Here is a 19,443-nt window from a genome sequence, read left to right as displayed (position 1 = left end):
TACCCAGTTATATTACCCAGTTCCCGGCATCAGGATCGGCTGGCTTTAATGTTAAGTCCGGTCTGACCGTGGGGCCCAGTGCGCGAACGCGGTCCTTGATATGGGCAGGGCGGGGGCCGTCTTCGGTCGCTTCGGCGCTAATCGCATAAGGCGAATTGACGCGGCTCGCGGCTTCTTCTTTATGCAAGATGGCTTCATAATTATCACCGACATCGACGGCATCTTCGACATGGCGGGACCAATCGCTTCCGGTCCACCAGATAACATCGCCTGTTTTAAGATCATTTCCGGTCAGTATATTCAAAATTCTACTCCTGCCATTTGGGCATATTCAACAAATCTGTCTTCCGCATCGCCATAGGATGCGACTTCGCCGACCACCAGGAGGGCAGGGCTTTTGACTTTTTCACGCCGCACCAGATCGCCAAGATCGGTGAGAAGCGTCCGCAGCGCACGGAAATTGCCGCGTGTGCCGTTTTCCAGCACCGCCACCGGAATATCCGGCGATGCGCCGTCCGCGATCAGTTTTTCGGTAATGGATTCAGCATTGGCGACGCCCATATAGATTACCAGAGTTCGCCCCTTGCCAACCAATCCGGACCAGTTCTGGTCGGATAGACCCTTGCATTGTCCTGCCACGAACGAAACCGCACTCGATGCATCGCGGTGGGTGAGGGGGATTCTTGCCTGTGCGGCACATCCAAGGGCTGCACTGATACCGGGGACGACCTCAACCCGGATGCCTGCTTTGATACAGTCGCTGGCCTCTTCTCCGCCACGCCCGAAAATGAAGGGGTCGCCGCCCTTAAGACGAACAACCTTGTGGCCTTTTTGTGCCTCGGCAATCAGCAGCGCATTTATCGCATCTTGCGGCATACTGTGGCGTGACCGCTGTTTGGCGACCGATATCCGCTTTGTCGCTGCGGGAGCCATGGCCAATATATCTTCGCTGACCAGACCATCATGAACGATGACATCCGCTTCGGATAACAGGCGGGCAGCGCGCAGCGTCAACAGCTCGGGGTCACCGGGGCCGGCGCCGACAAGATAGACTGTGCCGTTACCGGTCAGCGGGCGCTGTGATGGCTGTTTATATTGTGTCATGGGAACTGATATGCCGCGATATGCAGTTCTTTTCAAAACAGAAGTTTTTTTAGCAGGCTAAGTTATACTATTGCAGACAATCACATAAAACCGATCCGGCCTTGCTGCTGCCTTGGTATCAATTGCCGTTTTCTTCGTCTTTCAGGCCGATGCCGATCGTTGCCTTGGCCTGATTTGCTTCCATGGATACGACAGGATAGGCGCAGTAATCCGCCGCATAATAAGCGCTTGGCCGATGGTTTCCGGACAATCCGATGCCGCCAAACGGGGCTTCGGAAGATGCGCCCACCGTCATTTTATTCCAGTTGACGATGCCCGCGCGGCTATGGGACCAGAATAGGTCAAATTGCGCTGCGCTTCCGCCAATTAATGCGGCAGACAATCCATATCGCGTATTATTGGCCTCCGCGATTGCCTCTTCAAAATCATTGACGCGCATGACCTGCAATATCGGGCCAAACAGCTCAATATCCGGGCGTTCCGCCATACTGGTTACGTCAATGATTCCGGGTGTCAGGAACGGACGGTCGTCAATAGGCCGCGCCATATGCTTTATCGGGCGGCCACCATGGCTCATCAGCGCCAGGAAGCTTTCGGTCAGTCCATCAGCAGTGTGGTTGTCGATAACCGGCCCCATGAACGGGGCGGGATTACTGAACGGGCCGTCAATAATCAGGCGGTCCGCGATGCGTTTCACTTCCTTGACCACGCGGTCATATAGCCCGTCCTTGACGATCATCCGGCTCGCCGCCGAGCAGCGCTGCCCCGCGGTCAGGAACGCGGATTGCACAACAAGCACGGCGGCGCTGTGAATATCATCGGTGTCCCAGACAATGATCGGATTATTACCACCCATTTCCAGCGCCAGTATCTTGTCCGGGCGGCTGGCAAATTGCCGGTTAAGGGCGACGCCGGTTTGCGCTGATCCAGTGAACAAAAGACCGTTAATATCTTCGCTGGAGGCCAGTTTTTTCCCGGCATCCGGCCCGCCTTGCAATATATTGACAACGCCCTTTGGCAGGCCCGCTTTTTCAAACATCTCAAACATAAACTGGCCGACGGCAGGGGTTTTTTCCGATGGTTTGAAAACAATTGTATTACCGGCGATCAAGGCTGGAACAATATGGCCGTTGGGTAGATGCGCAGGGAAATTATACGGACCAAGCACAGCAAGAACCCCATGGGGTTTGTGCCGAAGCGCCGCACGCATATTGTCAGGGCTGGACAGCTTGCGCTGCGGTGTCCGCTCAGCAAAGGCAGTGACCGAAATATCCACCTTGTTAATGACGGAATCCACCTCGGTGCGCGATTCCCAAAGGGGTTTGCCGGTTTCGCGGGAAATCAGCTCTGCCAGTTCTTCAGAATGGGCGCGAACACGATTGGCATATTTGCGCACAGCCTCGATCCGCTGGGTAACCGGAAGCGCGGCCCATTTGGGCCATGCTGTCCTTGCATTCGCTACAGCAGCATCGGCATCGCCGGCTTCACCAGTCCACAAAATCTCGCCGGTGGCAGGTTCGGTTGATGTGAGTTCAGTCAAGGTCATTCCGATACTTTTGCTCGCTTAAGAATCCAGTTGCCATATACAGATAATGTGAGTTGTTACAAAGACCTCAGTGCTTTACCCATCTCCCGGATAACCTCGATTTTTTGCATTAAGGGCTGCCAATCATCATTCTGTGCAATGGCGTCCCAGATCGCCTCGACTTCCTCGATGTGCATTGAGCACGGATTGTCCGATTGCCAATAGTCATGGCTTGTAGGCCGGGCACGTTTCCGATTGGCCATTTCCTGACGGAAAAGCGCAAACTCTTCGGATGAATATTCCTTGGCTTCGGGAACGCTATCCTGGCCCCAATCGAGGAAAAACCGGTCAATGGTTACTGTTTTCAGACCCAATGCCTTTTCCGCCGCGACCACAAGAGGTTTGTCTTTATCAAAGCCTTCGCTTTCAACACCCAGTCGCCAGCAAACATGCTCGGTAAAGGCTTCGCCATATAGACGGGGGAATTTATCCAGTGTTGCAACCAGTGGAGCGCTCTCGCAGATCAGCGTGAGGGCGCTTGCCAGTTGGGCGAGATTCCAATGCAGTGCTTCGGGTTGTCGGGCAAAGCAATAAAGCCCTTCATGATCGAAATAGGCGGCGGTGAAGCCCGGTTCCCAATAGGGAGTGAAGCGCCATGGGCCATAATCGAAACTCTCGCCGGTAATATTGATATTGTCGGTGTTGAGAACGCCGTGGACAAATCCAGCCGTCATATAGCTGGCGGCGAGACGGGCGGCTTTCGCGGTAACATATTGGAACAATTCCGCGGCCGGATTGTCCGTTTTCGCTCCGCCATAAAAATGGGTGAGGCAATAATCGACCAGAGCATGCATTAATTCGTTATTCTGCTCTGCCGCTATCCTCTGGAATGTCCCGAAACGGATATGGCTGTGGCTCAGCCGGGTCATTACCGCCGAGCGTGTGGGGGAGGGCTCGTCACCGCGGTAAAGCTCTTCACCGGTTTCCACCAATGAAAAGGTTTTCGACGTTTCGACGCCCAGCGCTTCCAGCATTTCGGTGGCCAATATCTCCCGAACGCCGCCCTTCAGGGTCAGTTTGCCATCTCCTCTTCGGCTCCACGGCGTAGTGCCAGACCCTTTGGTGGCAAGGTCCATTAGCCGATCTTCATGATCGCGCATCTGGGCAAACAGAAAGCCGCGCCCGTCGCCAATATCGGGATTGTAATTGCGGAATTGATGGCCGTGATAGCGCAGCGCCAAGGGCGGATCCAGATTATCGGGGAGGGGATGAAAACGGCCAAAATGATTGACCCATTCTTCGTCGCTCAGTTCCGAAAGGCCAACTGTCTGGGCCCAGCGGTCATTGCGATAACGTATCACATGGCGGGGGAATTCTGCGGCTTTCACCGGGTCGCCGATTTTCTCCCCCAATTGCGTTATTTTTACATCAGGACGATATGTCGCTTTTGTGGGTTCAGCTTGCGGTTTATACGGCATTAATCAATAGTGGGGATGAATAGGCCGCTCGGCAAGACGGAAGCATAGGGAATTAAAAGATTTATGATCCAATCAGATTATGAAGACCGCTATTGGACTTCCGAAGACGGCCTGGAATTGCATTGCCGGGATTATCCGGGCGATGACGCAAAGACACCGGTTATTTGCATACCCGGCCTGACCCGCAATGTCCGCGACTTCGCTCATCTGGGTGATTGGCTGAGCGGCGCGCGGCGTATCATCATGGTGAACCTGCGCGGGCGGGGCGAAAGCGAATATGCGAGAGACAGTTCCAGCTATAACGTAAAAACCTATGTCGCCGATATTATCAGCATGATGGACGAGCTTAACGTGCCGAAAGCGATATTTTTCGGAACGTCGCTGGGCGGGATTATTACGATGTTGATCGCGTCTATGCATCCCGAGCGGGTTGCCGGTGCCATGATTAATGATATCGGCCCTGATGTCGATCAGCGGGGCCTGGACAGGATTGCCGAATATCTGGGGCAGGGGCGCAGCTTCGACACATGGGCGCACGCCGCCCGTGATCTGGCCGAAATCAACAAAGAGATATTTCCGGACTATAAGCTGAAAGACTGGATCGCTTATGCCAAAAAGCTGTACAGGATGAACAGTTCCGGCCGGATCAAACTGGATTATGATATGAAGATATCGGAGCCGTTTGATGATAAGGGCGGCGACAATGTTGCACTTTGGCGGGCCTTGGGCTCGTTACAGGATGTGCCGACCTTGATCTTGCGTGGCGATTTGTCCGATTTGTTCAGCGAGGCGACGGCACACAAAATGCTGGGCAAACTGAACAAGGCAGAGCTCGTTACCGTTCCGCAAGTTGGCCATGCGCCTAGTTTGGAAGAGCCTAGTTCGCTTGACGCGATTGCCGCATTCCTCCAACGGGTCGATTGATCTTTTTCCGACTTTTAGCGATAGCCGACAAATCAGATGAAACCTTCCAGAATCTTGCATTTGCACAGCACGTTCAATCTTGGCGGCAAAGAAGCGCGTGCAGTTCAGTTGATGAACTATTTCGGCGAGCAAATGGAACATACAATATTGTCTGCAGAGCCGGACCAATTGTCTGCACGCGAGGCGATTGATAGCAAGATAAAAGTGCGCTTTCCCGAAAATGCGCCTTCGCTTTCCGGAAAACCGTCACCAGGACGCTATCGTGAGCTGGTCACTTACTTCAGCGATTTTGACCTGATCCTGTCCTATAATTGGGGGGCGATGGACGGGGTAATGGCACGGACCCTGTTTTCCCGTGTCGCGGGATTGCCGCCGTTGATCCACCATGAAGACGGTTTTAATGAAGACGAAAGCACGAAGCTGAACTGGAAACGTAACTGGTTCCGCAAATTCGCGCTGGGGGGAAGTCAGGCGCTGGTGGTTCCGTCTCTGCAATTGGAAAATATTGCCAAGTCGGTGTGGAACCAGCCGGATAGCAAAGTGCATCGCATCCCTAATGGTATTGACGTGAAACGGTTTGACAAAAAACCACAACGCGGGACGCTGCCGGGTTTGAAAAAGGCCAATGGAGAGGTTGTGGTCGGAACCATGGCTGGTTTGCGTTCGATCAAAAACCTGCCGCGATTGGTGAGAGTCTGTGCCGCATCTGGTGATAATGTCCGGTTAGTCATTGTGGGTGAGGGGCCTGAAAAAGAGGCAATTCTGGCCGAAGCGCAGCGGTGCGGTATAACTGACCAGTTGCTAATGCCCGGATTTCTGTCTGATCCTGCCCGTTATGCCGGTTTGTTTGATATATTTGCGCTTTCTTCCGATAGCGAACAATTCCCGATTTCCCTGATTGAGGCCATGGCTGCCGGGCTGCCAGTAGCAGCAACGGATGTCGGCGATGTCAAATCTATGGTATGTCGGGCGAACGAAGCGTTCATAAGGCCTGCTGATGACGAAATTGCTTTTGCCGAAGCGCTCGCCACGCTGGTTCAGGACGAGCAGTTACGTCAGGATATTGGCGCACAGAACCGGATGAAAGCACGGGCAGAATATAATGAAAGCAAGATGTTAGCACGTTATGCTTTATTATATGGCTATGCGCTTGGCCGTACGTTGGAGCAACCAAAACTTGCTTAGGTTTTTACGGACAAAAATAGTTTCGGTATGTACTGATTTTTTCGCACAATTTTGCCGCGCGGTGTCTATAAGGCCCGCACGATGCTTATAGGAGAATATAGTGTTCAAAGGGGTTAAGCCTATTCAGTATAACGGTCGTGAAGTTTGGCCGTTGATTGAGGGTGGTAAAGGGGTCGCTGCGACCAATCATGCGAGTTCCGGTGCGTGGGCTGCCGCTGGCGGTATCGGCACTGTTTCTGCGGTCAATGCGGACAGCTACGACAAGGATGGGAATGTTATTCCGCAAATCTATCATGGAAAAACTCGCGGTGAGCGCCATGAAGAGCTTGTCCAATATGCTATTGATGGTGCGGTTACGCAGGTTAAACGTGCGTTCGAGATTTCCGATGGCAAAGGCGCGATCAATATCAACGTCTTGTGGGAAATGGGCGGCGCGCAGCGTGTCTTGGAAGGCGTGCTTGAACAGACCAAAGGCATGGTGGCCGGTGTAACCTGCGGCGCGGGCATGCCCTATAAGCTGTCGGAAATTGCCCAGCATTACGGCGTCAGTTATCTGCCGATCATTAGCTCCGCGCGCGCCTTTCGTGCGTTGTGGAAGCGGTCCTATAACAAAGTGCCCGACCTTATGGCGGCAGTGGTTTATGAAGATCCGTGGCTGGCTGGCGGGCATAATGGCCTCAGCAATGCCGAAGACCCCCGCAAACCCGAGGATCCCTATCCACGTGTAAAAGCCTTACGTGACACCATGCGTGGGGAAGGCATAGCAGACAGCGTGCCAATCATTATGGCAGGCGGTGTCTGGGCTCTGAAAGACTGGCAAGACTGGATCGATAATGACGAACTCGGCCAGATTGCCTTTCAATTCGGCACGCGGCCATTGTTGACCCAGGAAAGCCCGATCCCGGATACTTGGAAGAACGAACTGATTAAAATCAAGGAAGGCGATGTGCTGCTGCACAAATTCTCGCCCACCGGTTTTTATTCCTCTGCGGTTCGCAATGAATTTCTACGCAGTCTGGAAGCACGTTCGGAGCGCCAGATTCCTTATTCGACCGAGAAGGCGGGTGAGCATACCCATCAACTGGATGTCGGGGTGAAGGGCAAGAATTTCTGGGTAACACGCAACGACCTGCTCCGCGCGCGCGGATGGGATGGGCTAGGTTTTACCATGGCGCTCAAGACCCCGGACAACACGCTGATTTTCACGACGCCAGAAGAAGCCAAGATGATCCGCAAGGATCAGGCGGATTGCATGGGTTGCCTGTCGCATTGCGGTTTTTCATCGTGGAAGGACCATGATAATTTCAGCACCGGACGCCTTGCCGACCCGCGCAGCTTTTGTATCCAGAAATCCTTGCAGGAAGTTGTGCATGGTTCGCCGGTGGAGGAACATTTGATGTTTGCCGGTCATGGTGCTTATAATTTTGGTAAGGATCCGTTCTATTCCAACGGCTTTGTGCCGACAGTGAAACAGCTGGTGGATCGCATCCTGACCGGGGAATGACTATGCTTTCGCGCCGTTAACCTTTTGATATCCTCTTTCATTTACATTCGTTTACAGTTAGGTGTTTGTAAATCAGTGGGTATCGGAGGGGGCTATGGCGTTGAAATCATCACGTTATCGCAAGGTAGGACCTGCATCATTGAGCCAGCGTGCGGAGCCGCGACACAAGGTTGCGATTTCATGTGCCTCGCTTGAACGCAAGGGCAATATGTCAATCGCCGCAACCTTGCTTGATATCTCGATATACGGATGCCGGTTTGAAGTGGATGCTGTCCTTAAAGAGGGTGAAAAAGTGGTCGTGACCGTTAACGAGCACGAGCCGGTTAATGCGACCCTGATATGGCAGAAAACAAAGCAGGCAGGATGCCGCTTTGTCGATGCGCTGGACACGGAAGTTTTACGCTCCCTGACAATATCCGCCTAATTCCCTAATCAAGATCCCAGGCCCGTTCGCCGTGGTTGGCAATGTCCAGCCCGTCGCGTTCATCATCTTCGCTGACCCGCATCGGCACAAAGACGCTGATCCCGAAGCCAAGGATTGCAGTGGCAACTGCTGACCAGATAGCGACTACCGCGACCCCGATAAACTGGGCCACAAACTGGCTGCCAAAGGTCATATTGTCTGCATAGCCGACGCCGCCCATGCCCTCGCTGATGAACAGGGCGAGCATAAGCGTGCCGAGTATTCCGCCAACGCCGTGGACTGCAAAAACGTCTAAGCTGTCGTCGATTTCGAAACCTTTTTTGACAAGGCCAACAGCAAAGAAGCAGACCAGACCCGCCGCCGCGCCGATTATCAATGCTCCGCCCGGGCCAACAAAACCGGCCGATGGTGTAATGGTCGCCAGCCCCGCTATCGCGCCCGTTGCGACGCCTACCGCAGTGGATTTTCCGACTTTGATCCGCTCGACCAATATCCATGTCAGCGCAGCCATGGAAGCGGCGACATGGGTGTTGATAATTGCTGCCGAAGCATTGTCGGTTGCGGTCAATGCTGACCCGCCATTAAATCCGAACCAGCCGACCCAGAGCAAACCCGCACCGGCCACCGTGAGAGCGGGGCTATGCGGCAGCATGTGCGAAGCGGGCCAGCCAATGCGCTTGCCCATCATGATCGCGACCACCAGCGCCGATACGCCGGCAGTGGTATGGACGACAATCCCGCCGGCAAAGTCGAGCACACCGAGCTGCGCCAACCAGCCGCCGCCCCAGATCCAGTGTGTAACCGGTGCATAGACCACCAGAAGCCAGAGCGCGCAAAAGGTTATGACCCAGCCAAACCGCGCGCGCTCCACCCATGCACCGATCATCAGCGCCGGGGTGATGACCGCGAATGTCATCTGGAACATGACAAAGGCCGATTCCGGAATGGCTGTGCCTTCCCGAACATTACCGAGATTGCCGAGCATCCAGTTCAGCCCGTTGCCCAAAATCCCGCCTGTCACCTGCCCAAAGGCAAGGGTGTAGCCAACTATGACCCAAAGGACAGAGACGACACCGGCAATTGCCATGCACTGGATCAGGACCGACAGAAAGTTTTTGGAGCGAACAAGTCCGCCGTAAAACAGGGCAAGGCCGGGTAAGGTCATCATGAGAACAAGCGCAGTTGCCGTCATAACCCAGGCAGTGTCACCGCTGTTGGCAACATCCAGTGCGGGGTCGATATATGGCTGTGCCGACGCCGGACCAGCCGCCAGTATCGCAGTCAAGCCACCGGCAAGCCATTTGCCCATATCTTTCATCAGTCCCCCCTGAAACGATAGTCTTTGTTAAATCCTAGGCCCAGCCTTCCAATACCTGATCCGGTGGGCGGTGGCCGTCAGCCCATACACGTATATTGGCGATGACGCGTTCCCCCGATGCTTCGCGTCCCTCGAAAGTGGCGCTTCCCATGTGAGGGAGCAGCACAACATTTTTCAGCGTCAGTAACCGCTTATCGACCGCTGGTTCACGGGCGTAAACATCCAGCCCCGCGCCGCCGATCCTGCCATTCTGTAAAGCCTCGATCAGCGCATTTTCGTCAATCAGGTCGCCTCGCGCCGTGTTGATGAAATAGGCCGTGGGTTTCATCATCGCGATCCGCTCTGCGTTGATAAGCTCATGCGTCTCCGGTGTGCGCGGGCAATGGATGGTGATGATGTCACATGTCCGGATCAGCTCATCCAGCTCAGCGACATAGCTGACGTTCAGGGACTCTTCGACGGTGGACGGCAATTGCCGCCGGTTGTGATAGACGATGGACAATCCGAAACCCGATGCCCGGCGCGCAACGGCCTGGCCAATGCGGCCCATGCCGATAATGCCCAGCGTTTTTCCGCCGATGCAATGGCCGAGCATGCCGGAGGGTTTCCAGCCTTCCCATTTGCCGGAGCGCATCAATTTCTCTCCCTCGGCCAAGCGGCGCGGAACGGAAAGGATGAGCGCCATGGTCATATCGGCCGTGTCTTCGGTAAACACGCCCGGCGTGTTGGTGACCAGTATTTTGCGCGCGCGGGCCGCCGCCAGATCAATATGGTCCACACCTGCACCAAAGCTGGCGAGCATTTTCAGCCGTTCCGGTGTACCGGCAATCATTTCCGCGTCAATCTGGTCGGTCACCGTGGGCACCAGCACATCGCAATCGGCCATGGCGGCGATAAGGTCATCGCGGGTAAAGGCCCGGTCGGTCAGGTTGGGCACGACATCGAACAGTTCGCCCATCCTGTCATGGACGGAATCGGGCAGTTCGCGCGTAACAATGACCCGTGGTTTGGCGGGGCGAGTATTTTCGGTTTCAGATGTTGCAGCCATAGGTCGTTTGCTATGCCTGATTTTTACATCAGGTCAAGCAGGTGGAGCTTGAAGAATACGCGACTTTCAGTTTATGGCTATTGATTGGGCCGTTGAAAATACAGCTAAGCACTAAAGGGCAGTGCGTCGTCGGAGGAATATTAGATTTTTGCAAAATGCGTAAATTTTCATTGAGAATATTGTCAATACTGGGAGCCGCTATCTGGATTCTGGCAGCAGCTTCGCCGGCTATGGCCCAGAAAGAACCACCTTATTGGGCATCCATCGATGAGGCAAAGGCGCGGATGCGGACTGGCCCCAGTACCGGATACCCGACCGTATGGATATATCAGCGCAAGCACTTACCGATCAAAGTTGTCGCTCGCTATAAATCGTGGCGCAAGATTGAAGATCCGGACGGGACGCAAGGCTGGATGCACGCACGGTTATTGACGGCAACCCAGACAGCGATTGTGCTTGGTAAAAAAGGACAGATCCGGACGCTTCGAAGCAAGCCGGACGGTAATGCCAAGATTATCTGGCGGGTAGAAGGCGGCGTGGTTGGCAAGATTACCGACTGTGAAGGACAATGGTGCCTGTTCGATGCCAACGGGCGGCGCGGTTACATTGCGCGCGATATGATTTGGGGTGATGAACCGCTGAAATAATGTGGGGGCGGGTGAGGTCTTCCGGCTAGGCATCATTGCTAACTTCACTAACTTCACACCTAGGAAGCTTTATTTCCTGCCAATTTCCGGTAAGTTTGACATTTTCGGCCAATAGCGGTGGCCGAATGACAAGCAAGGGTGATATTCAAATTAAGAAAGAGCCGGATGACGGGCTATCACAGACCGCAACGTGTAGGACAGAATTTTTCGTGGAGGCTATCGTCTGCGGTAACGTCTGGCTGTCATCCTCGGCTGAAATAGAAAGGCCGTCATTCCTACGAAAACGGGAATGGCGGCCTTTTGGATTTGAAAGTTTAAAACGGTTATTAAGCCAGTTCAATCGCAACGGCTGTCGCTTCACCGCCGCCGATGCACAAAGAGGCAACGCCGCGTTTCAGGCCCTGTTTTTTCAGCGCCGCAATCAATGTAACGATGATCCGCGTGCCGCTGGCACCAATGGGATGACCCAGAGCCGTTGCGCCGCCGTTGACGTTAATCTTGTCATGTGAAATGCCAATATCCTGCATGGCGAACATCGCGACGCAGGCAAAGGCTTCGTTGACTTCCCAAAGATCGACATCATCGACGCTCCAATTCGCTTTTTTCAGAACTTTCTGGATTGCCGATACGGGAGCGGTTGTGAATTTTGCCGGCGCGTGGGCATGGGCGGCATGGGCAATAATATAGGCTTCGGGTTTCAGGCCCTTGGCTTTGGCTACGCTGGCGCGGCTAAGCACCAGAGCCGCTGCACCGTCCGAAATGGAAGAAGCATTGGCGGCAGTGATGGTGCCGTCTTTTGCGAAAGCGGGGCGAAGTTGCGGGATTTTTTCCGGATTACCTTTCAAGGGCTGCTCGTCCTTGTCCACGACAATTTTGCCCTTGCGGGTTTCGATCTCTACCGGAACGACTTCATCATCAAAGGCATCGCCTTCGACGGCCGCTTTGGCACGGGCGAGCGATTCAATCGCAAAGGCGTCCTGCGCTTCGCGGGTCATTTGATATTCGGTGACGGTTTCCTCTGCAAAGCTGCCCATTGCGCGGCCCGGCTCATAAGCGTCTTCCAATCCGTCCAGGAACATATGGTCCATTGCCTGTGTGTGTCCCAGCCGCGCTCCGCTCCGCATTTTCGGGAGCAGATAGGGGGCGTTGGTCATGCTTTCCATTCCGCCGGTGACGATCATGTCCACCGATCCGGCTGCCAGCGCTTCCGCGCCCATGATCGTGGTTTGCATACCCGATCCACACATTTTGTTGACCGTGGTCGCTTCCACTGACTGCGGCAAGCCGCCCAGCAGAGCCGCCTGACGGGCAGGGGCCTGACCCTGACCCGCGGACAGGACGTTGCCCATATAGATACGCTCTACATCGGCGCCATCAATTCCGGCACGCTCCACAGCCGCGCGAACAGCAACAGCACCCAGTTTCGGCGCGCTTACTTCACTCAGAGCACCTTGCATGCCGCCCATCGGGGTGCGGGCATAGGACAGAATGACGACAGGATCGGATTGGGACATGGGTTAAAACCTTTCAAGATTGTCTGGACTGCATGGGCAGTATGGAAGATTGGATTTCGACATAGGCGCAGTTTCCAGCATTTTCAATCGCGGGAATGACAGGTCTTTTAGAAACGTAGCTGTTTCGGTTCGACCGATTTGAAGCTAACAGGAAACGGGCTCTCCAATCACCATGGCAATTCAGGTTACAGTATGAATCCTCTTCTCTATCCTATTGCCGGTGCGCTACTGGGCCTGATAATCGGCAGCTTCCTTGCCACGATTGTCATTCGCTGGCCGCTGGGACAATCTGTTATTTCCGGGCGTTCGCGCTGCGATAATTGTCATCGGCAATTGCGGGCAGCCGATTTGATCCCGGTCGTCAGCTATGTCTTGCGGGCGGGGAAATGCGCACAGTGCGGTGCAAAGATAGTATCCGACCATCTGGTAATTGAACTGGGCGCAGGGCTGATCGGCGGACTGGCACTCTATGCATCCCCTGATGTTGCAGGTGTGGCAGGCGCTATATTCGGCTGGTTCTTGCTTACCCTCGCGGCGCTGGATGCGAAATGCCACTGGCTGCCCGACAGGCTGACTCTGTCATTGGCGGTCATCGGGCTGGCGGCCGCTTTCTTTGTTGAGGAGCCTGATCTGCTTAACCGGATGATCGGCGGAGCGGGCGGTTTTCTAGCGCTTTTCCTGATCGGCTGGGGCTATCGCTTGCTGCGCGGGCGGGAAGGGCTTGGCGGCGGTGATCCGAAGCTGCTAGGGGCCATCGGCTGCTGGCTGGGATGGTCCGCGCTGCCACTGGTGCTTCTGGGCGCGGCGCTGGTCGGATTGCTGGCGGCACTGATGCTGCGCCTCCGCGGGGAGGGGGTTACGGCTGACACGGCCTTGCCGATGGGCAGCTTCATGGCAATTGCCGCTTTCCCGCTCTGGATCGTCCAGACAATGACGGGCGGGATGCTCCTGTAAGCAGAAACGCACATAAACGCACAGAAAGCAGCATCCCGCATCACGCAGAGGGTTGCCAGCAAAAATATACTCCGCTAACAGGACCGCGATTTCACAAATTGCCTGTCTGCGGCAAAGGAAATCAGCCCCTGTGGTGGAATTGGTAGACGCGCTCGACTCAAAATCGAGTTCCGCAAGGAGTGCCCGTTCGAGTCGGGCCAGGGGCACCATTTCGGTTCAAAGCTGGGCACTGCTCCCTTTGATCGGGGTAAGCTTTGCGATACCGTGGGCCAGAGCATTTGTATCACCTTCTCCGTTGATTAATTACGTTTCCACGATCTGCGTAAACCGGCTGCAGGCTGGTCGAGAATGTCTTCAGGATTGGAACCTGTGGAGAATACGTAATTACAACACTCCGTTCCTGTTGTTTAATCGCCGGACCCCTCGGGCGATGAACAGTGTCATGCTGCGTCGACTCGCAAATTTCATTTTGGAGTCCAAGTCATGAAGAAAACATTATCCACAGTTGCTGCCGCACTGGCTCTTTCTCTGACGATCCACGGCTGCACCCAGAAAACAGAAACCGATGATGGGGCAGAACCCGCCACATCCGAAAATGACGCGATGGGCGAAGCGCAGCAAACTATGGAGGAGGCGAAACACGCTGCCAGCATAGCGGCGGTGGAAGCGCATAATGCGGCAAAAATGGCCTTGATGGCCGCGAAGCTGGCTGTCTGTTCCGAAGCACAGAAGGACAAGGAGGCTGCATCGCAAATGGCGCTCTCGGCAGAAGCCGCAGCCAAGAAGGCGCAGGTCAAGGTCTCCGAAGCCAATGCCAGAATCGATCTGGCGGTAAATGAAAATGCCCGCAAAGCCGAGGATCTTGCGAAAGAGGCCGTGGCCGCGACTGAAAAAGCCGTGCTCGAAACCGACGCGTCGTTAAAGGCGGGACTGAAATCCGATGTCACTGCTGCGAAAAATGCCGCGCAAACGGCACAAGAGGCTATGATAAAGGCCGTCGCTGCGAGCGCGGATGCTAGCAAAGCTGCTCAAGTTGCGGCAAAGGAAACGTGGGAAAAAGAGATGAATGAAGGCAGGAAAGACGAGTAAAATGTCAGGCATATTCCTTCAGAGGATGGATGGGAATTCCGTGGTCTAAATCGAGTTGCCAAATCGCATGGTTGGGATTTCAATCCAATCTTCATGCGTGACAGGCTCTGATGCGAAGTTGCAGGGAAGGTGTGAATCCTCCTCATTCCTTTCCGTAAATCTCCTGATATTCTATTCTGCCACTGCTCGATATGATTCGAGGATCAGCAATCGGAAGGTCGACTCTATCATGACCCCGCAACACCAACCTGACCCGCCGGACAGTCCGCCAAGAGAACCGGATTGTCCTGTCACGCATCCAGATGACAGGCCGGACGCAACACCAATCGAACAACCGCCGGACGAGCCAAGCCGCGAGCCAGACGAATTACCCTTGGAATCCGGAGCGGGTCGCTGATGACGGAACTTGCGAAATGACAGGCCGTTAGTCGAAATTCAGAACAGCATGGAAACAATCTCGTCAATTATGCGTGCTAGCCATTAACGAGATGACTTCGCTGTCGCTGGTCTGGTCAAAATCACGATAGAAAGAACCGACTGCACCGAAAGGGGTGGGGGTGGACAGGCAGACAATCTCGTCGCACTGGTCTTTCAATTCTTCCAGTGTGGATAGCGGAGCAACCGGAACCGCAAGGATGATCCTGCGTGGTTGATTTTTACGCACGCCCTTGAGTGCAGCCTTGACCGTTCCGCCGGTCGCTATGCCATCATCCACAATGATCACCGTCCGGTCCTTCATTTCGATTGGCTGCCGATCGCCAAGATAAGCCACGCGTCTACGGGCGATTTCCTTCAACTGCCGCTGCACCTCGGCATCGATATATTCGGGGCTGGGTCGCAGCTGGCGGACGATCTCTTCCGTGAGCACGATTTGCGGGTTGGTGCCATCGACGACCGCCCCGATGCCATATTCGGGCCAGTCGGGCGCCCCGATTTTCTTGACAAACAACAGGTCCATCTCTGCCCCAAGGGCTTTTGCAACCTCATGCGCTACCGGTACCCCTCCACGCGGCAGAGCCATTATCAGGGGATCTTCAAAATCTTTCTCACTCAGCTTTCTGGCGAGCTTCCGACCGGCATCCTGCCTGTTATCAAAGGGAATAGTCCCGTCATCCACATGTTCTCTCCTTATCGCCTTAGTCGCAGTGCGCACTGAACCACGCACTGGCGTGCACAATCACTTCTTCCAGCGTTCCGGGCTCCTCGAACAAATGTCTGGCGCCATTGATGATGGTCAACCGCTTCGGACATTGCAGCATGTCATAAGCCTCTTTGTTCAGATCGATCACCGGCCCGTCGAGACTGCCGACAATCAGCAAGGTTGGCGCATGCACCTTATCCAGCCAAGTTCCGGCCATGTCCGGCCTTCCTCCGCGGGAGACAACTGCGGCGACTTGCGGTTCATCACGCGCGGCCGCCACCAGCGCCGCACCGGCGCCGGTACTGGCACCGAAATAGCCAATCGGAATCTCGGAAAAAGCCGGCTGCTCGCGGACCCAGCTTGCTGCCATGGAGAGGCGTTTTGCGAGCAATTCGATGTTAAACACATTCGCACGGTCCTGCTCCTCCTCTGGAGTAAGCAGGTCGAGAAGCAGCGTGGCAAAACCGTCCTCGCGGAGCGCCGCCGCGACGTGATTATTGCGTGGACTCAGCCGGCCACTGCCGCTGCCATGAGCGAAAATGATCATCGCGGTTGCGTTTTTTGGTACCGTCAGGATTGCCTTTAGCCCGATTAGCTGGATCTCGACCTCTCTTGCCTGAACGCCTTCAGAAATATCATAGGTCATCCTTGTTTCCTTACAGGCCGAAGGGGTAGGTTTCCGGTGCTCCGCGTGGCTTTTCATGTCCCAGCGGGGTGACCGCCTTGGTAGTTTCGAACCAGACATAAGCATCAAACTGATCGGCCAGTATCGCTTCGAAATAATGGCTGAGCAGTTCGGTTTCGGGACGATAAACCACGCCAATGGCCCGCTCCAGCAGTGGCTCTCGCAGAATATGGGCAAGATCCTGCCGGTCACGACCTCGCCAGTCCGTAAGCGAGCGGGCGTAGCCGGTTTGACGGAATGCATATTCATAGCTGTCGGGACGGGCAGGGCGAACAGTCTTGATTTGCATGTCCGCGCCCCAGTCACTCGCCGCTGCCACCGTCCCATTGTCGGTGCCAAAGCCGATGCTGACCCCTTCATCGCCATATGCGATGCGGCACAACTGACCGATATTGAATTCACCATTCCACCCCATCGCCGTCGCGGATGCGTCCCCGATATGCGAATTGTGAGCCCAAATCACCGCTTTGGTTCCCTCTCCGCGATGCGAGATCAGCGACTGCAGCGTGTCAAACATGTGGCGGTCCCGCAGATTCCACGAGGCCGCACCGCCTTCATAAATGGAGCGGTAGTAGCGCTCTGCCGCCGCAACGATCTTGGCATTTTGCGCCGCATCAAACCATTTTTCACCGTCTTGGTTCAAATAGTCGAGCCGGTTTTCGAACAGGCGGCGAAGCTGACCCAGCACCGCTTCCTCGCAAGCGCCAAGCCCGCCATGAACCACCGCCTTGCCATATTCGGCCGGATGATCCTGCCATGGTGTCAGGCAACCATAGCGCCAGCGTGCCTTGGCGGCTTCGTCAGGATCGACGGCATCCAGATATTCCAGCACCGAGGCAATGGATTCGGTCAGGCTGTAAACATCCAGCCCGTGGAAGCTGACCTGACGCTCCTCTGATTTATCTTCATTGTAATCCCTCAGCCAGTCCGCGAATGCGAGCACATCGTGATTGCGCCACATCCATGTCGGAAACCGGACAAAACTGTCTCCGCGCCTCGGCCGCGGATCGTGATGACGAACATAGCCATCAATGCGCGCAGCGTCTGGCCAGTCGGCCTCCACCGCGACGATGGTAAAGCCATGTTCCTCGATGAGCCGCCGCGTGATTGCCGCCCGTGCACTGTAAAATTCAGATGTGCCATGCGTGGCTTCGCCTAGTAGCACTACTTGCGCGTCACCATAGCGATCAAAGAACTTCCCAAAGTCAGCCTGGCTTTCCGGCCTGGGGATCAATTCGGCATGATCCCGCAATGCTGCAACCAACTCTTTCGAGGGGGAGCGCGACTTCCTGACCCAGGCAATCGGCTTATTCATCGGCCTTAAATACTACAGATTACGAATATCTTCAAGCAAGGTGGCCTAGCCGCAGTGGCACTGACGGCGGCTGCGAGAGTGCGACACACTGGCTCCAGCGGCTGGTTTGATCTGTACCCCGTAACTATACGGATTATGCCCGTGCTCGCGCAGTCTTAGTCCGGTTCCAATTCCAACGACCATGGAGCCGGCTACAATGTTTAGAATCGCTGCCGAGGATTTGTGCGTGATTATCACTGGAGGCGCGCGGGGAATAGGTGCGGCTACGGCTCGATCTTTGGTGGCTTCCGGCGCAAGGGTCATGGTGACTGACGTGCTCGATGACGAGGGCGAGGCGCTGGTAAAGGAACTCGGCCCGCGCGCACGATACCTGCGGCTCGACGCGACGAGTCTGAAAGACTGGAATGCAGCCATAGCCCAGGCGCAAGAAGCCTTCGGGAAAGTCAACGCGCTATTCAATAACGCTGGCATCCTTGCATTTGGCGGGGTGGCTGAATGCGAGCCAGACGAATTCCGCCGAGTGATAGATACGAACCTCACAGGGATATTCCTGGGTATCCATGCTGTTGCTCCGGCTCTCAAAAGCGCGGGAGGCGGCGTAATAGTCAACACATCGTCAACCGCCGGATTGCAAGGCTATGCCGGGCTTGCCGCTTATGTCGCCAGCAAATGGGGCGTCCGGGGCCTGACAAAGGCTGCTGCTCTCGATCTTGCTCCGGATGCAATCAGAGTGGTTTCTCTACACCCAGGGCCAATCCGAACGCCGATGACCGAAGATATGCCGCAAGAGGTGGTGGCGGGCCAGCCCATCTCGCGCTTTGGTGAGGCTGAAGAGGTCGCCCGAATGGTTTCATTTCTGCTTTGCGAAGCAAGTTATTCCACCGGAAGCGAGTTTACAATTGATGGCGGCGCGACGACGGGCCAGGTTTTGCCGCTCCACGGGGAAGATTGATCACTGCGGCCTGAACGACGCTTTTACAGCCTTCGATGATGCCATTCATGTTCGAGCATTAGCCTTTACCAACATCATCTTTCTGATCGCGAATCTTTCGAGACAGTCTCCTGCGTTCACTAGCAGAACGTGTCGCGAATTTGGTTTCCAGCAGAAAGAAAAGCAGGGCAGAGAAGACCAGCGTCATCGCCAGAATCCAAGCTACAGCGACGTAAGTCCCGATTGGGGGGCGAACGAAGGCACTTACAAACATGAGCGCCACCACAGTGCATATAAGCAATGCTGCAACCGTGCTTAGAGTGACCGCGCGGTGCGCATATGTTTGCCGACGCTTCAAGACAGGAAGCTCTTCCAAGCCGGGATCCCGCTTCCCCATTTTCGCGCATTCATCCAACCGGTCCACTCTTTCGGTAAGCCAAATCAACCGCCCGTTCATAACGTTGAGGAAAGCTCCGATAGCTGCGAGAAGAAAAACCGGGGCCAGCGAGATTTGCACAATCTTTTGAACATTTGCCGTATCGGAGGTTCTTGCTATTAAATCGGACGCCAGAGTTCCATTATTTATCAGCAGTTCGATCATGCAGCCTCCAGCGATTGAATTGTATGGAAACTATACCCCAACACCAAGCTCTGCAA

Annotated in this window: 19 protein-coding genes and 1 tRNA gene; 9 read left to right on the top strand and 11 right to left on the bottom strand. The window is 55.0% G+C overall.

Annotation, left to right across the window (positions count from 1 at the left end):
• Positions 1–7: 7 nt before the first annotated feature.
• The 4 genes from VIN76_RS08095 to VIN76_RS08080 form a co-directional block, all read right to left on the bottom strand.
• The gene (locus VIN76_RS08095) at positions 8–304 is read right to left on the bottom strand and encodes a DUF2849 domain-containing protein (RefSeq protein WP_332041331.1); all 297 of its coding nucleotides are present in this window, start codon (positions 302–304) and stop codon (positions 8–10) included.
• Positions 301–1,104 carry a uroporphyrinogen-III C-methyltransferase gene (gene cobA, locus VIN76_RS08090; RefSeq protein WP_332041330.1) on the bottom strand — a complete coding sequence of 268 codons (804 nt, stop codon included), beginning with the start codon at positions 1,102–1,104 and terminating at the stop codon, positions 301–303. Before cobA ends, VIN76_RS08095 begins: the two co-directional genes overlap by 4 nt.
• Positions 1,105–1,222: 118 nt before the next feature.
• A complete protein-coding gene (astD, locus tag VIN76_RS08085; RefSeq protein ID WP_332041329.1) occupies positions 1,223–2,650 on the bottom strand; it encodes a succinylglutamate-semialdehyde dehydrogenase in 1,428 nt (475 codons plus the stop codon).
• A 56-nt stretch (positions 2,651–2,706) separates the two neighbouring features.
• Entirely contained in the window at positions 2,707–4,107 is a 1,401-nt protein-coding gene (locus VIN76_RS08080; RefSeq protein WP_332041328.1) for a protein adenylyltransferase SelO family protein, read from the bottom strand.
• Between the two features lie 63 nt (positions 4,108–4,170).
• Here VIN76_RS08080 and VIN76_RS08075 point away from each other — a divergent pair, with 63 nt between their 5' ends.
• From VIN76_RS08075 to VIN76_RS08060, 4 genes are all read left to right on the top strand, one after another.
• Positions 4,171–5,031 carry an alpha/beta hydrolase gene (locus VIN76_RS08075; RefSeq protein ID WP_332041327.1) on the top strand — a complete coding sequence of 287 codons (861 nt, stop codon included), beginning with the start codon at positions 4,171–4,173 and terminating at the stop codon, positions 5,029–5,031.
• A 36-nt stretch (positions 5,032–5,067) separates the two neighbouring features.
• Positions 5,068–6,216, top strand: a complete 1,149-nt coding sequence (locus tag VIN76_RS08070) for a glycosyltransferase family 4 protein (RefSeq protein WP_332041326.1) — start codon at positions 5,068–5,070, stop codon at positions 6,214–6,216.
• Between the two features lie 100 nt (positions 6,217–6,316).
• Positions 6,317–7,720, top strand: a complete 1,404-nt coding sequence (locus VIN76_RS08065; protein WP_332041325.1) for an NAD(P)H-dependent flavin oxidoreductase — start codon at positions 6,317–6,319, stop codon at positions 7,718–7,720.
• Between the two features lie 94 nt (positions 7,721–7,814).
• A complete protein-coding gene (locus VIN76_RS08060; protein ID WP_332041324.1) occupies positions 7,815–8,144 on the top strand; it encodes a PilZ domain-containing protein in 330 nt (109 codons plus the stop codon).
• A 4-nt stretch (positions 8,145–8,148) separates the two neighbouring features.
• Here VIN76_RS08060 and VIN76_RS08055 read toward each other — a convergent pair whose 3' ends face one another.
• Positions 8,149–9,453 carry an ammonium transporter gene (locus VIN76_RS08055; RefSeq protein ID WP_332041476.1) on the bottom strand — a complete coding sequence of 435 codons (1,305 nt, stop codon included), beginning with the start codon at positions 9,451–9,453 and terminating at the stop codon, positions 8,149–8,151.
• A gap of 43 nt (positions 9,454–9,496) precedes the next feature.
• Entirely contained in the window at positions 9,497–10,510 is a 1,014-nt protein-coding gene (locus tag VIN76_RS08050) for a D-glycerate dehydrogenase (protein WP_332041323.1), read from the bottom strand.
• Positions 10,511–10,665: 155 nt separating this feature from the next.
• Here VIN76_RS08050 and VIN76_RS08045 point away from each other — a divergent pair, with 155 nt between their 5' ends.
• Positions 10,666–11,157: an SH3 domain-containing protein gene (locus tag VIN76_RS08045; protein ID WP_332041322.1), complete on the top strand. Its 492-nt coding sequence runs from the start codon at positions 10,666–10,668 to the stop codon at positions 11,155–11,157.
• 326 nt (positions 11,158–11,483) lie between these two features.
• Here VIN76_RS08045 and VIN76_RS08040 read toward each other — a convergent pair whose 3' ends face one another.
• Positions 11,484–12,671 carry an acetyl-CoA C-acyltransferase gene (locus VIN76_RS08040; protein WP_332041321.1) on the bottom strand — a complete coding sequence of 396 codons (1,188 nt, stop codon included), beginning with the start codon at positions 12,669–12,671 and terminating at the stop codon, positions 11,484–11,486.
• 192 nt (positions 12,672–12,863) lie between these two features.
• Between VIN76_RS08040 and VIN76_RS08035 the strand changes: the two genes are divergently transcribed.
• The 3 genes from VIN76_RS08035 to VIN76_RS08025 all read left to right on the top strand — a co-directional run bounded on the left by VIN76_RS08035 (position 12,864) and on the right by VIN76_RS08025 (position 14,714).
• Complete coding sequence (locus tag VIN76_RS08035; RefSeq protein WP_332041320.1) at positions 12,864–13,625, top strand: prepilin peptidase; 762 nt, start codon at positions 12,864–12,866, stop codon at positions 13,623–13,625.
• A gap of 124 nt (positions 13,626–13,749) precedes the next feature.
• Positions 13,750–13,834: transfer RNA gene (locus tag VIN76_RS08030), tRNA-Leu, on the top strand.
• A gap of 274 nt (positions 13,835–14,108) precedes the next feature.
• Complete coding sequence (locus VIN76_RS08025) at positions 14,109–14,714, top strand: hypothetical protein (RefSeq protein ID WP_332041319.1); 606 nt, start codon at positions 14,109–14,111, stop codon at positions 14,712–14,714.
• Positions 14,715–15,174: 460 nt separating this feature from the next.
• Here VIN76_RS08025 and VIN76_RS08020 read toward each other — a convergent pair whose 3' ends face one another.
• From VIN76_RS08020 to VIN76_RS08010, 3 genes are read right to left on the bottom strand one after another with little or no spacing between them, the layout of a single operon-like run.
• Positions 15,175–15,831 (bottom strand): phosphoribosyltransferase, encoded by a 657-nt coding sequence (locus tag VIN76_RS08020; protein WP_332041318.1) that lies wholly within the window; start codon positions 15,829–15,831, stop codon positions 15,175–15,177.
• A gap of 19 nt (positions 15,832–15,850) precedes the next feature.
• Positions 15,851–16,501, bottom strand: a complete 651-nt coding sequence (locus VIN76_RS08015) for a dienelactone hydrolase family protein (protein WP_332041317.1) — start codon at positions 16,499–16,501, stop codon at positions 15,851–15,853.
• 10 nt (positions 16,502–16,511) lie between these two features.
• Positions 16,512–17,855 carry an erythromycin esterase family protein gene (locus VIN76_RS08010; RefSeq protein WP_332041316.1) on the bottom strand — a complete coding sequence of 448 codons (1,344 nt, stop codon included), beginning with the start codon at positions 17,853–17,855 and terminating at the stop codon, positions 16,512–16,514.
• A 196-nt stretch (positions 17,856–18,051) separates the two neighbouring features.
• Here VIN76_RS08010 and VIN76_RS08005 point away from each other — a divergent pair, with 196 nt between their 5' ends.
• Positions 18,052–18,807, top strand: coding sequence for an SDR family NAD(P)-dependent oxidoreductase (locus VIN76_RS08005; RefSeq protein WP_332041315.1), 756 nt, complete (start codon positions 18,052–18,054; stop codon positions 18,805–18,807).
• 58 nt (positions 18,808–18,865) lie between these two features.
• Here the strand turns inward: VIN76_RS08005 and VIN76_RS08000 are convergent, their stop codons facing one another.
• Positions 18,866–19,387 carry a DUF2721 domain-containing protein gene (locus VIN76_RS08000; protein WP_332041314.1) on the bottom strand — a complete coding sequence of 174 codons (522 nt, stop codon included), beginning with the start codon at positions 19,385–19,387 and terminating at the stop codon, positions 18,866–18,868.
• Between the last annotated feature and the right edge of the window lie 56 nt (positions 19,388–19,443).

Origin of the sequence: Parasphingorhabdus sp. (assembly GCF_036568145.1) — a bacterium.
Taxonomy (GTDB): Bacteria; Pseudomonadota; Alphaproteobacteria; order Sphingomonadales; family Sphingomonadaceae; genus Parasphingorhabdus.
This window is presented reverse-complemented; position numbering and strand designations above follow the sequence as displayed.